This window comes from Azospirillum rugosum, from assembly GCF_017876155.1.
GTDB classification, from domain to species: domain Bacteria; phylum Pseudomonadota; class Alphaproteobacteria; order Azospirillales; family Azospirillaceae; genus Azospirillum; species Azospirillum rugosum.
Genome location: NZ_JAGINP010000015.1, coordinates 201004 through 215041 on the forward strand (window position 1 = coordinate 201004; position 14038 = coordinate 215041).

Here is a 14038-nt window from a genome sequence, read left to right on the forward strand (position 1 = left end):
CCGTCCCGATGACAAGCACTCTGGTCCGCCTTCTTGTGCGTCTGCGCATCGGCTGCTTCTGGCTGGTCGCACAGATCAAGCTGCTGGGGGGCTGGTTCTCCTACGCGGCCAGCTTCTTCCGCAAGGAAAGCTACGTCCGCGAGCGCTGGGACGGGCACCGGCCGCTGGCCGGCGCGCGGCGGGTGGCGGTGTTCGTCCATTACGACCGCCAGGGCGTGGTGCACGACTTCGTGCGGCATTACCTGCGCCAGCTCCACGACATCGGCTTCGCCATCGTCTTCGTGAGCAACGCGCCGCGGCTGGTCCAGGTCGAGGCCTTGCAGGAGATCTGCGCCCTGGTCATCCGGCGCGACAACGTCGGCTACGACTTCGGCGCCTACAAGGAAGGGATCGCGGCCATTCCCGAGCTGGGCGCCCTGGACGCGCTGCTGCTCGCCAACGACAGCGTCTACGGCCCCTTGTACCATCTGGCCGGCCTGCTGGACCGGATGAGCCCGGAGGAGGCGGATGTCTGGGGCGCGTCCGACAGCTGGGAGCGGTCCTTCCATCTGCAAAGCTATTTCCTGCTGTTCCACAAGGCGGCCCTGACCGCGCCGTCCTTCGCCGCCTTCTGGCGCCAGCTGCGCTACGTGCAGTCCAAGATGTGGATCGTGCGCAAGTACGAGATCGGGCTGACCCGCGCCCTGCGGCGGTCCGGCCTGCACTGCCGGGCCGCCTTCCCCTACCGGCAGGCCGCCGCCGCCCTGATCGAGGCGGTGGTGGAAGGCGACGTCACGGGCGATGCCCTGAAGGACCCCGTGCGCAAGCGCTTCATCCAGCAGGTCTTCCATACGATCAACGCGGGCGTGCCGCTGAACGGGACGCATTTCTTCTGGGACTACCTGATCGCCCGGATGGAGTTCCCGTTCATCAAGCGCGACCTGCTGCAGAAGAACCCGGCGCGCATCCCGCTGCTGAACTACTGGGAGCGGGTGGTCCGGACCTCCACCGACTACGACACCGACCTCATCCTGCGGCATCTCGAGATGTCGTTGAAGAACCGCAGCGTCTGATACCGAAGGTGTTTGATGGCTTCCATCAAACACCTTCGGTTCAAACCCGGCAGCACATGGCGCAGCCATGTGCGAAAGGGGCATACGGCCGGCCGATCATGGAACTGTTCATGCGCCGGCCGTATGATACGGCCGGACACGGATCGTTTCCGTTGGGATCGTTTGCGTTGGTTTTGGTCATGCCGACGGAACCTTCCGGTCCGCCGTTTGTGGGGAGGGCGCCGATGGGGAACCCATTTTGGCCAAGTTGACAGGGTTCCGGCGCCTCCTTTAGTCACCAAGGGTTGCCGTGCGGGAAGCCGGGCGGCAACCTTTTCCGACGCACACGATCGGCGGCCATGACCAACGCTCCGCAGAACGCCCGCATCTTCCCCGTCATCCTGTCCGGCGGCTCCGGGGTCAGGCTCTGGCCGATGTCGCGGGAACAGTATCCCAAGCAGTTCCTGCCGCTGTGTTCGGAACGCTCCATGCTGCAGGAAACGGCCCTGCGGGTCGCCGACCCGGCGCGCTTCGCGCCGCCGCTGGTCGTCTGCAACCAGGAGCACCGCTTCGTCATCGCCGAGCAGATGCGCCAGATCGGTCAGGGGGGCAATCAGGGGGCCGTGCCGGGCGGGGCGCGGATCGTGCTGGAGCCGGTCGGCCGGAACACCGCCGCCGCCGCCGCCATCGCGGCGCTGATCGTCGCGGAGCAGGACCCCGACGGGCGCCTGCTGCTGCTGCCGGCCGACCACGTCATTCAGGACCGGACGGCCTTCCTGGAGGCGGTGTCCGTCGCCGCCCGGGCCGCGGACGCCGGATGCCTCGCCACCTTCGGGATCGTGCCGACCGCGCCGGAGACCGGCTACGGCTACATCCGCCGGGGCCTGCCCCTGGACGGACCCGTGGACGGTCCGGAGGGCGCCTACCGCGTCGCCGCCTTCGTGGAGAAGCCGCCGCGCGCGGAGGCCGAGCGGTATCTGGCCGAGGGGAACGTCTTCTGGAACAGCGGCATGTTCCTGCTGCCCGCGCGCCGCTACCTGGAGGAGCTGGAGCGCTGGGAACCGGCCGTGCTCGCCGCCTGCCGCGCCGCGCTCGCCGGGGGGCGCGCCGACCTCGACTTCTTCCGGCTGGAGGAGGAGGCCTTCGCCGCCGCCCCGTCCATCTCCATCGACCACGCCGTGATGGAGCGCACCGACGCCGCCGCCGTGGTGCCCTGCGCCATCGGCTGGACCGACGTCGGCGCCTGGTCGGCGCTGTGGGAGATCGGCGCCAAGGACGAGGGCGGGAACGTCTGCCACGGCGACGCGATCGCCTGGGACAGCCGGAACTGCTACGTCCGCAGCGAGGACGGGGCGCTCGTCGCCCTGCTCGGCATGGAGGACGCGGTGGTCGTCGCCACCGAGGACGCCGTCCTGGTCGCCGCCAAGGACCGGGCGCAGGACATCAAGCCGCTGGTCGAGCATCTGAAGGCGCAGGGGCGCGACGAGCCGCGCCAGCACCGCCGCGTCCACCGGCCCTGGGGCTACTACCAGTCGCTGCACGCCGGCGACCGCTTCCAGGTGAAGCGGCTGACGGTGGCGCCCGGCGCCCGCCTGTCGCTGCAGAAGCACTTTCACCGCGCCGAGCACTGGGTCGTGGTGAACGGAACCGCCCTGGTCACCCGCGGCGAGGAGCAGATCCTGCTGCGCGAGAACGAGTCCGTCTACATCCCGCTGGGCACGCTGCACCGGCTGGAAAACCCGGGAAAGGTGCCGCTGAACCTGATCGAGGTGCAGTCCGGCGCCTATCTGGGCGAGGACGACATCGTCCGCGTCGACGACCGTTACGGCCGCCCCTGAGGTCGTCGTTCGATTTTTGCAGCGATTTTTTAACGCCGAGGCCCCATAGGATGGGTCTTCCGCCACGGAAGGCCCGTCCAGAAGCCCCGGCATGCGTCCGACACCGATCAGCCCGCCCGACGATTCCGCCATCCTGACCCTGACCTCGCCGGCCTTCGACGCCGCCTACCCGCGCGTGGTCAACAAGGAGCTGATTCCCCAGCCGATTCTGCAATCGATGGAATGGGCGTGGAACACCCCGCGCTTTCCGGAGCGCCCGGTCCGCGTCCTGCGCCTGGCCGATGTGTGGGTGGCCAAGGAAGGGCTGGTCTTCGACCGGGAGGGAAACCTCTACCGCGAGACCATCACCCAGCATTCCGAGGCGGAGGTCGACCAGGCCCACGCGGCCGTGCTGGAGGTGATCGGGCGGGGCGAGGAGGCCGATGCGGGCGGGCCGGTCCTGCTGTGCAAGAAGCGCGGCATCGGCAACTACGGCCACTGGATGATGGAGATGCTGCCCAAGGCGCAACTCGTCCACCGCCACCTGCCGGACCTCGACGCGCGCTTCCTCGTCGCCCACGCGCCGGGACATCTGAACGACAGCATGGCCCAGTCGCTGTCCATGCTGGGGATCGACCTGGCCCGGACCATCGTCGCCGACGACACGCCCCGGCGCTTCGCCGACCTGCTGGTGGTGGACGGTTTGAGCGAGCATGGCGGCTACATGTCGCCGCTCGTCCTCGACAGCGTGGACGCTCTGGTTGCCTGCGTTCCGGCGGCGGGGGCGGAGCGGCTGTTCGTCACCCGCCGGACGGCCGGCTTCCGCCGCGTCGTCGGCGAGGACGCGCTGATCGCCCAGGCCCAGGCGCACGGCTATACGCTGGTCGATCCCGGCACCCTGACGCTGCCCCAGCAGGTGTCCCTGTTCAAGGGGGCCACGCGGATCGTCGGCGTCATGGGGGCGGCGATGACCAACATCGCCTTCGCCGCGCCCGGCGCGCGGGTCGTGACCCTGACGCCCGCCGGCATGCCCGACACCTTCTTCTGGTTCATCGCGACGCTGCGCGGCCTCGACTACACCGAGGTCCGCTGCCCGCAGAGCGGTCCCGTGCGGGGCGTCATGCCCTGGGACACCGACCTGGTCCTGTCCGCGCAAGACCAGGACCGGATTTTCGCGGACTGAGGACGGGGTGGGACGGGAGCATGATGCGATGACCACGCGCGGGACCTTCGCCTTTTTCATCGAGCGCATCGAGGTCGGCGCCGAGCTGCGGGTCGAGGGCTGGGCGTTCCACGACCGGCACGGTCCCTGCGGCTTCGACGTGGTGATCGACGGCGGCCGCCGCCCGCCGGCCATCCACGTCCAGCGGGGCATCGGCCGCCGCGACGTCGCCCTGGCCCGCGGCACGCCGATGGCGGAGCGGTCGGGCTTCGTGGTCGTGGCGGCGCTGCCCCCCGGCACCTCCGCCGTCGTCCTGCGGCTGACCGCCGGGGACGAGCAGGAGGTCGTCCCGCTGATGCTGCGCACCGGCCTGTCGCTGCGCAGCTGGGAGGTGGGCTGCGAGCATTCGGTGCCGGCGGTGGAGCACCGCTTCCTGACCGAGCGCGGCCTGCGCTACGCCACCGCCCTGCCGGCACCGCTGGCGCGGGCGCGCGCTGCGCTCGGCCTGTTCGCCGAAACGCCGCCCGCCGTTCCCCCGCTCACGGCGCCCGTCTCCATCGTCGTGCCGGTCTACGGCGGCAAGCGCTTCCTGACGCCGCTCGTCCACGCCCTGCTGGAGACGGTGGAGCCGCGGCACCGCATCGTCTTCGTCGACGACGGCAACCCGGACCGCAGCATCACGGCCTTCCTGGTGGGGCTCGGCGTCTCGCACGACCATGTGACGGTCGTGGCCAAGCCGCGCAACGAGGGCTACCTGAAGGCGGTCATCGACGGGGTGGAGACGGCGACCCGGCTCAACCCCGACGGCCACGTCGTCCTGCTGAACACCGACGTCGAGGTGCCGGCTGGCTGGCTGGAGCGGCTGGTCGGGCCGATCGAGCGCACGCCGTCGATCGCCAGCACCACCCCCTTCACCAACGCCGGGACCATCTGCGGCTTTCCCGCGATGCCGGAGGACAACGCGCCCTTCCTCGACGCTCCGGTCGGGGAGATCGACGCCGCCTTCGCCGCCCTGGCCGGCGTGGTCCCGGTCGAGGCGCCGACCGGCGTCGGCTTCTGCATGGCCCTGAACCGCCGGGCGCTGCGGGAGATCGGCTTCTTCGACCAGGCGGCCTTCGGGCGCGGCTACGGCGAGGAGGTGGACTGGTGCCGGCGGGCCATGCGGCATGGCTTCACCAACGTGATCGTGCCCAACCTCTACGTCCACCACCGCCACGGCGGCAGCTTCCCGAGCGCCGAGAAGGCGGCGCTGGTCGAGGCGTCCGGCGCCGTCATCCGGCAGCGCTACCCGGAGTTCGACGCGGAGGTGCAGGACTTCATCCGCGCCGACCCGCTGCGCCCCGTCCGGGCCGCGGCGGCCGTCCGCATCCTGGGAACGCGGGGGGCCGGGGGCCGGCCGCGGACGGTGCTGCTGTTCGACCATCCGGGCACGGGCGGGGCCGCCACCTTCCGCGCCAAGGAGATCGCGCGCCTGCAGGCGCAGGGGCTGGCCGTCCTGCTGGTGCGGCCGACGGTGCAGCCGGTCCTCGGCATGCCCGAGGCCGCGCTCGACGTCGAGCTGCTGCACCGCGATGCGGCTTCCCACACCGCCGTCCGCTTCCCGGCCAACGGCCTGGACGATCTGGCCGCCCTGGTCGCCGCGCTGCCGCTGGCGGAGGTCGTGGTCAGTTCCCTGGTCGGCTACGCCGACACGGGCGCGGTCATGGCCTTCGTCCGGGGGCTCCGGCAAGGCGGCGGGGACGGGCGGGGCGTGCTGCTGCGGTTGCTGCACCACGACTATTTCCCGGTCTGCCCGTCCCTGAACCTGATCGACGCGGAGGACCGCTTCTGCGGCGTGCCGCCGCTGGAGCGCTGCCGGGCCTGCGCCCCGGCGAACCCGCATTTCCGCTGGCGGGAGGGGAGCGCCGCCGGAACGGAGTCCGCGGCGGCGGATTCCGCGGCGGTCCCCGGCGTCGACGTCGCCGCCCACCGCCGGTCATGGCAGGCGCTGTTCGACCTGGCCGACCGCCATGTCGTCTTCTCGCGCAGCGCGCTCGCCGTCCTGCGCCGGGCCTTCGCGCTGCGCGACGACCGGGTGCGGATCATCCCGCACCTGGCCGATCATGTGGCCGTGGCGCCGCTGCCGCCGGCGCCGCCGGGCCCCGTCGCCCGCGTGGCCGTCGTGGGCGGGATCAACGTGGCCAAGGGAGCGCGGATCCTGGAAGCCATGGTGCGCCTGGCCGAGGCGCACCGGCTGCCGGTCCAGTTCGAGCTGTTTGGCAACATCGACCGGCTCCTGGACTCGGCGCACTTCCACGACAACGGCTCCTACGAGCCGGAGCGGCTTCCCCGGCTCCTGGCCGAGCGGGGCTGCCACGCGGTCTTCCTGCCCTCGATCTGGCCGGAAACCTACTGCTACGTGCTGGACGAGGTGGTCGGGCTGGGGCTGCCGGTCGTCGCGTTCGACATCGGCGCGCCGGCCGAGCGCCTGCGGTGCTGGTCGAACGGTGTCCTCGTCGCTCCGACCACGCCGGAGGCCGCCCTGTCCGCCCTGCTGCGCGTCACCGGCGCCGTCGTCCGGGGAACTCCGGGACCGCAGCTCGCGCAGATCGATGGATAATCAAGCATTCCGGACCGCAAATAAATAGCGCATTTTTCGATTTCGAAACAATCATGTATTCTTGATAACAAAGCAGCCGGCATCGGCCGGGCCGTTAGGAAGGCGTTGACATCAGAAGGTGAATAGAGCACTGATCTGCCGGTCATGCGCGAGAATTGATACGCCTGCTGAGTGCCGAATATTCTTATATTTCTGAAAATAATTTGGGGTCATTTCCGATGATCCAGCGAGGAATAGTTCGTGATCAGGCGCAGCAGATTTGGGGGAACCCCCAACCGTTGCTGAAATTGATCCCGTTTCCCCTGTCTTCTCGCTTGGCCTCTCGCTGATGCTTATTTGTTTCAAATTCTTCTCGCATTTCGATATTATAAGGAAATTTCGCCCGCTCGGATTTGGGGATTGTCAGATGGGGGCTTTGTCTTGAGGCGTGAGGCTGGCATTGCAGCGATTTCTTCGGAGGTCCCGCTCTGCCTGGCTTGTCTCCCTAAGGTTGTGGCGCCGGCGCTCCCGCGGCTGGCCAGCGTGCGTTGCGGCTAAGACGGCATCTTTGAACAGGGTCAAAGGCATATGGCACGGAAGACGATTGGCAGCCTCGATGCGGTCAACATCAACAAGGGCTTCGGCTTCGTCCTGTCCGGCTGGGCCATCGACATCGGAAACCCCGACACGAAGGTCGGCATCGGCGTCGTCATCGACGGCCAGTGCGTCACGACATCCTGGGCCCGCTATTTCAACCGCGACCTGTTCGCCAGCGGGCGGGGCGGCGGGTTCAACGCCTTCTCCGTCCTGGTGCCGCTGGAGCATTTCTCCCAGGACGTCCGCACCGTCCATGTGGTCGGCAACGGCGAACTGATCGGCAGCGCGTCCATCCGGCTGCCGGAGGACGGCCGCCCGGTCGGCCTGGCCGAGGCCGGCGCGCAGCCGGAGGACATGCCGGTCGACGTCATCGGCGACGTGGCGATGCTGCGCGGCGGCGGCATCTTCGACGCCCATTGGTACGAGCAGGTCTATCCGGGCGTCCTCGACTGGTGCCGCGAGACCGGATCCTCGCCCTACCACCACTACCTGCTCCTCGGCCGCCCCCGGAACCTCCTGCCGCACGTCCCCATGAACGGGACCTGGTACCTGGAGCGCTACGGCGCCATCATCCGCAGCATGCGCGGGGTCGATTGCCGGAGCCTGATCGACCATTACTACAACGCCGGCAGCATCTTCGGCTTCGACGCCGTTCCGGGCTTCGACGAGCAGACCTACCTGCACATCAACGACGACGTCCGCGCCTCGGTGGAGGAGCGCCTGCTGGTCAGCGGCTACCGCCATTACCTGATGTACGGCGCCGCGGAACAGCGCCAGGCGCCGCCGGGCGGCGCGCTGCCGCCGCTGCCCGCCCATGCGTTGCTGGAACGCCCCGAACTGGTGGCTCTCTTCGAGGGCACCGGCCCGCTGCCCGGCCCGACCGGCCGCAACTGGGCGGAGGTCAACGCCCGGCGCTTCCCGCCCCAGACGCCGTCCGACGCCTTCGCCGAGGATCTGTACCGCGCGCTCCGCCCCGACGTGAGCAGCGCGGTCTCCAGCCGCCACATCGCCTCGGCCTGCGAGCACTGGGTGACGTACGGCGTGACGGAGGACATGGCGGGCACCGCCCCGCGCCTGACCGGCTATTGCGAGCACCGCTACCTCGTCAACAACCCGGACGTCTCGGCGGCGGTCGACCGCCGCGCGATCCCGTCCGGCTATCACCATTTCCTCAGCCACGGCCATCGGGAAGGGCGCAAGGGCGGCCTGGACCTCGGCGAGCCGCCCGCGCGGACCATCGCGTCCAACGACATCCTGAAGCGCATCGCGGAGCGGGACCGCTGGCCGACCATCTCCATCGTCATGCCGGTCTACCAGACGCCGGAGCGGTGGCTGCGGGCGACGGTCGAGTCCGTCCTGGGCCAGCTCTACCCGTTCTGGGAACTCTGCATCGTCGACGACGCCTCGCCCAGCCCGCACGTCCGGGAACTGCTGGCCGAGTTCGCGGCGCGCGACGGCCGCATCCGCGTGGCGAGCCTGCCGGCCAACGGCGGCATTTCCGCCGCGTCGAACGCCGCGCTGTCGCTGGCGAAGGGCGAGTGGATCGCGCTGCTCGACCACGACGACCAGCTGACGGCGGACGCGCTGTACGAGATCGCCGCCGCCATCGTCGAGCAGGACCCGGACGTGGTCTATTCCGACGAAGACAAGATGACCGTCGACGGCCGGTTCTACGACGCGACCTGCAAGCCCGGCTGGTCGCCCGACCTGCTGCGCAGCACCATGTACATCGGGCACCTAACCTGCTACCGCGCCTCCGTCGTCCGCTCGGTCGGCGGCTTCCGGAGCGAATGCGACGGGACGCAGGACTACGACCTGGCGCTCCGCGTCGCCGCGGTGACCGAGCGCTTCGTCCACGTCCCGAAGATCCTCTACCACTGGATCGCCATCCCGGGATCGACCGCCGAGGTCCTGTCGGCCAAGAGCTACGCGATCGAGCGGCAGAAGACGGCCATCGAGGGCGCCCTCGCGCCGGGCGCGGCCACGCCCTTCGAGGTGCGGCCCCACTGGTCCACGGGCAACTGGCGGGTCGTCTACGCCCCGCCGTCCCCGGCCCCGCTGGTCAGCGTCGTCATCCCCAGCGCCGGCCGGATGGGCGAGGTCTTCGGGATGCAGGTCGACATCCTGAAGAACTGCGTCGCCAGCCTGTTCGGCAGCGAGTGCTACGAGAACTTCGAGGTCGTCGTCGTGCACAACGGCGAGCTGGAGGCCTCGACCCTGCGCTTCCTGCGCGCCTTCCCGAACGTGCGCGACGTCAATGCCCAGCGGACGAGCTTCAACTTCTCCGACCGCGTCAACCTGGGCGTGGAGCACGCGCGCGGCGACTACGTGCTTCTGCTCAACGACGACATCCAGGCCATCTCGAAGCATTTCCTGCGCGACATGGTCGGGCTGGCCAGCCAGCCGGGCGTCGGCATCGTCGGCCCGCGGCTGCTGTTCGCCAACGGCACGATCCAGCACGTCGGCATCCTGCTGCTGAACGGCTCGCCGACCCACGCCCTGATCGGCGAGCACCGCCTGACGCCGGGCCCGCAGGGGATCGGCCAGCTGGTGCACAACGCGGCCGCGGCCACCGCCGCCTGCATGCTGGTGTCCCGCAAGCTCTACCAGGAGGTCGGCGGCTTCGACACCGGCCTCTGGCTCAACTACAACGACGTCGATTTCTGCAACAAGGTCCGGGCCAGGGGCCTGCGCATCGTCATCGACCCGGCGATCGAGCTTTACCATTTCGAATCCCTGTCGAAGGAAGGCACCTTCAACTGGGAGCTTCAGAACTTCATCCGGCGCTGGGGCATTCCGGCGGATCCCTACGTCAACCCGGCCTACGCGGCCGACAGTCCCTTCTACGAGATCGACCGCTCCCCCGCCGCCCGCCCGGTGCGCGACGTCCAGGAGCAGATCATGGCGCGCATCGCCGCGTCGCGGACCCGGCCGCCGGTGGAGGAGTCGATCCGCTTCTCCTTCTTCATGAGCACCTACAAGCAGCCCATCCGGTTCCTGCGCGAGATCGAGAAGACGATCCTGAACCAGTTCTACCGGAACTTCGAATGGGTGATCGTCAGCGACGGCGACCACCGGCCGGAGCTGCTCGACTGGCTGCGCGAGGTGTCGGCCCACGAGAACGTCACGGTGATCGTCGCCCCGGAGAACCAGGGCATCATGGCGGGCTACGGCCTGGCCTTCCGGGCCACGTCCGGCGACTACGTCCTGCCGGTGGACGCCGACGACTTCCTGACGCTGGACGCCCTCCAGGTGATGGCGGAGCATATCCACGCCCATGGCCGCCCGGCGGTGCTGTATTCCGACGAGTTCAAGAGCAACCCCGAATCCCGGCTGTTCTCGCCCTTCCACAAGCCGGAGTTCGACTGGGTCCTGCACATGAACATCTGCTTCACCTGCCATCTCTGCGCCCTGCGCCGGGACGTGGCGGTGCAGATCGGCGCCTACACGGACCTGAAGGCGACCTGGAGCCACGACTGGGACACCTTCACGCGCGTCGAGCGGGCCGGCCACGCGATCGTCCACGTTCCGCACCTGCTGTACGCCTGGCGGATCAACCCCGGCTCGACGGCGTCGGTCGAGAGCAGCATGAAGCCGGAGGCCCTGCACAGCCAGCGGCACGTCCTGGAGCAGCACCTGGCCCTGACCGGCCGGGACCGGGCCCTGTCCGTGGCCGAGAACACCCTGTTCCCCCATCCCGGCATCTGGCGGCTGGCGCCGGAAGCCGGGGAGCCCCGCCGCGTGGCGATGGTGATCGCAGGCGGCGCGCTGCGCGGGGAGGCCAGGGCCGCGGCGGTGGCCGCCGTGCTGACGCAGCGCGGCCGGACGGCCCAGTCGGTCCGGATCCAGCTGGCGCCGGGCGACGGGGCGGCGTTCCAGGAAGCCCTGGAGCGGCTGGTGGTGGGCTACCACGCCCTGTCCGGCGTGACGCTGCACGACGCCCCCCTCGCGGTCCTGCTCGCGGATGCCGGCGCGGAGGCCGACCAGGTGGTCTTCGTGCAGGCCGACTGCGTGCCGGAGCAGGCCGGCGGCGTGGCGGAACTCACCGGGCTGCTGGGCGGCGTGGACGAGGCGGTGGCCATCGGCGGGCGTGTCCTGGACACCGGCGACCGGGTCGCCTGGGCGGGCGGATTCTTCGGGATCGGCGGCTTCCTGGCCACCGCCGACTATGGCCGCGAGGCCGGCGACAGCGGCTACCACGGCATGCTCTTCTGCCAGAGGTTCGTGGACGGCGTGTCGCCCAGCCACTGGGCGGCCCGCAGCGGCTTCCTGCGCGATCTGCTGAAGACCGTCGGGCCGGACGTCTCGGCGGCGCAGATCGCAACCGCCATCGCGCTGCGCGCCCACGCCGACGGCAAGCGCGTGCTCTACACGCCCTTCAGCCTGTGGCGCCTGACGGAGCGGGCCAACGTCCAGCCGCCGCCGCCGTCCGACGCGCTGCTCGCAAGCCTAGGGGTCGAGGTGCCACGGGAAAGCCGCTGGTACAGCCCCCGCCTTTACCCCGTGGCGGCGTTCAGCTACCAGCCCCGCGGCTACGCCACCGGAGCCGTTCGGGCCTCTTAAAGTAGATTGCGATCCGCTTTGGACCGCGACCGCAGGCCCGGTCGCGGCCGGCCCGTCGCCGTGGATGCGCCGTGCGGTGCGACGGCCGGCAAATTGGGATTGCTGACATCTGCAAACAGAGATAGCGTGCCTCCGGCGATATCGGCGGGGATAACTTGAGCATTTTGCTAAAATACAACTTTCTTAAAGCCTTTCGTGCTTCGGCTTTCGACCGTCGATTGTCCGAAAAACGATAGAGTTTGAACAATAAATTCTGCTGAAAGAGGCAGTCGGACAAGGGTGGAGTCTGTTGTGGCTCTTGAGCTTCCCAATTCAATCTTTTTCCACGTTGGCCGCACGGCGGGACATTGGGTGCGCCACGTCATCCGGCAAATGGACATCCCCGTGCGGGAGGTCGGTGGCTTCCACGATTGGCCGTCGCGGATCGCCATGGTCGAGGAGCAGCAGAGAAAGCTGAAATTCTGCTTCATCCGCCATCCTCTGGAGTGGCTGCGCTCGCTGTGGATGCACGAGATGTATTTCGGGTGGGAGGACAACCACTTCTCCCGTTCGACCGCCTCCGACAATTTCGCGGAGTTTCTGCGGAACGCGATCCGTGCCTTTCCGGAGGGGCCGGTGTCGGCGGCTTACGCCCCGTTCCTCAAGGAATGCGATGCCGTGGGCCGGCAGGAAAACCTGATCGGCGACATGCTGACCATCCTGGGGCGTGCGCGCGAGGATTTCGTCCCCGGCGTCCTGTACCGGACGGGGAATGTGGGCATCGGGATCCCGGAGGAGTTCCGGCGCGCCGCCGTGGCTCCGGAAGATCTCCTGCGGGAGGTTCTTGCCAGCGATGCAGCGCTCTGCAAAGCCTGGGGCTACGACGGCGTCCCAAGCGCGATGATCGGCGAGCCGGCGACGATGACCGCCGCCTACGTGCCGCTGGTGCCGTGCCCCAGCGCGCCGGCGGTGGACGCCGGTGATGGGATGGCCGGTGATTCGGCCGAGTTGGCGGACGGGCCGACGTTCGACAACGCCTTCCGCATCGGGGACCGGCTCGTGCCGGGCCGGAAGGAGTTCCGCCGAACCACGAAGATCCTGCGCGATTTCCTCGATACCCTCGACTTCACCGGCCGGACGGTTCTCGACACCGCCTGCGGCGACGGTGTCTTCGCTCAATACGCCGCCGGACGGGGAGCGGAGCGGGTGGTCGCCATCGACCGGACGGTCAAGGAGGCCGCGGTCACGCTCGACCGCCTGATCGGTCGCGGCGTCGCGCTTCGTGAGGAAGGGCTCTACGGGCTCGACGCCGTCCTCGGCGAACGGTTCGACGTGGTGTTCTGCTTCAGGCAGCTTGAGACGCTGCGCTACCCGTTCCTGGCCCTGCGCGCCCTGAGCCGCCTGGTCAAGGAAGGGGGAACCCTGGTCCTCGAATGCGGCTACCTGGACGCGATGGCGGACAAGCCGTTGCTGATGTGCCCCCTGGGCAGCGAGGCCCCGGCCTCCGCCCTGGAGTGCAGCTATTTCAACAGGAAAGGGCTGCTCGACAGCCTTGCCTCGTTCGGCTTCACCGACATTGGGGTCGTCAGCACGTTCCAGCACGGGCTGGATCCCGGCCGGGACTTTTCCGCTCTGAATTTCGAAAACAAGGCGGAATGGAACGACTCCGAAACGGTGATCGGCCGGCTGCTGCTGACCTGCCGGTGGGAGCCGGGCAAGGCCGAGGCCGATCCGCGTCTGAAGCATGAGACGGAGCGGCTGCCCCTCCTGCTCGACCGCTGGGACAGCCAGCTGCCGTTCGGCGGAGTGCCCGCCCACACCGTGGACCCGCAGCTCGTTCGGGAGCTGTATGGAGCCATCTTCGCCCTGCAGGAAGAGGTCAAGACGTGCAAGGCCCAGGTCCAGGGGCTGGAGGTCGGGATCAAGGACCGTGAACGCGACCTTCAGGAGGCGTGGATGCAGCGCGATGCCCTGGGCCGCGACCTCGTCGAGCGGACCGAGGAGCTGGTGGCGACGCGCGAGGAACTCCGCGACCGGACCCTGCGCCTGGAGCAGGCCCTGACGGCCCTGGAGGAGCTGCGCCGGCCGACCGGGGAGCCACCGGCGTCCGACGCGTGAGGGCCATGCGTGAAAGCGCGGGCGGTGTCCGTTCCCGGCACCACCCGCGATCGCGCCTCTTACGGGGTGCCGGCCAATCGGGCGGCCAGTGCGTCGCGCTCCGCCAGGGCGGCGGTCAGCGTCTGGTCGAGGATGTCGGACAGCGGGAAGCCGTCCGCCCCGGCCACCGCCACCGGTTCGGCCGCGCCGATGA

Annotated in this window: 6 protein-coding genes; all 6 read left to right on the forward strand. The window is 69.2% G+C overall.

Going from position 1 to position 14038, the window contains the following annotated elements; translation table 11 throughout:
• Positions 1-8: 8 nt before the first annotated feature.
• The 6 genes from J2851_RS20730 (at position 9) to J2851_RS36590 (ending at position 13845) form a co-directional block, all read left to right on the forward strand.
• The gene (locus tag J2851_RS20730) at positions 9-1052 is read left to right on the forward strand and encodes a rhamnan synthesis F family protein (protein WP_209768572.1); all 1044 of its coding nucleotides are present in this window, start codon (positions 9-11) and stop codon (positions 1050-1052) included.
• Positions 1053-1390: 338 nt separating this feature from the next.
• Positions 1391-2869, forward strand: coding sequence for a mannose-1-phosphate guanylyltransferase/mannose-6-phosphate isomerase (locus J2851_RS20735; protein WP_209768573.1), 1479 nt, complete (start codon positions 1391-1393; stop codon positions 2867-2869).
• Positions 2870-2960: 91 nt separating this feature from the next.
• A complete protein-coding gene (locus tag J2851_RS20740) occupies positions 2961-4031 on the forward strand; it encodes a glycosyltransferase family 61 protein (protein WP_209768575.1) in 1071 nt (356 codons plus the stop codon).
• A 28-nt stretch (positions 4032-4059) separates the two neighbouring features.
• On the forward strand, positions 4060-6609 hold the full coding sequence (locus tag J2851_RS20745; RefSeq protein WP_209768578.1) for a glycosyltransferase: 2550 nt from the start codon (positions 4060-4062) through the stop codon (positions 6607-6609).
• A gap of 567 nt (positions 6610-7176) precedes the next feature.
• On the forward strand, positions 7177-11748 hold the full coding sequence (locus tag J2851_RS20750; RefSeq protein ID WP_209768579.1) for a glycosyltransferase family 2 protein: 4572 nt from the start codon (positions 7177-7179) through the stop codon (positions 11746-11748).
• Positions 11749-12099: 351 nt separating this feature from the next.
• The gene (locus tag J2851_RS36590) at positions 12100-13845 is read left to right on the forward strand and encodes a methyltransferase domain-containing protein (protein ID WP_209768580.1); all 1746 of its coding nucleotides are present in this window, start codon (positions 12100-12102) and stop codon (positions 13843-13845) included.
• Positions 13846-14038 lie beyond the last annotated feature (193 nt).

What these genes read in the sequence shown, in the direction of transcription:
- J2851_RS20730 (WP_209768572.1), top strand. Translation starts at nt 9, where the DNA reads ATGACAAGCACTCTGGTCCGCCTTCTTGTGCGTCTGCGCATCGGCTGC.
- J2851_RS20735 (WP_209768573.1), top strand. Translation starts at nt 1,391, where the DNA reads ATGACCAACGCTCCGCAGAACGCCCGCATCTTCCCCGTCATCCTGTCC.
- J2851_RS20740 (WP_209768575.1), top strand. Translation starts at nt 2,961, where the DNA reads ATGCGTCCGACACCGATCAGCCCGCCCGACGATTCCGCCATCCTGACC.
- J2851_RS20745 (WP_209768578.1), top strand. Translation starts at nt 4,060, where the DNA reads ATGACCACGCGCGGGACCTTCGCCTTTTTCATCGAGCGCATCGAGGTC.
- J2851_RS20750 (WP_209768579.1), top strand. Translation starts at nt 7,177, where the DNA reads ATGGCACGGAAGACGATTGGCAGCCTCGATGCGGTCAACATCAACAAG.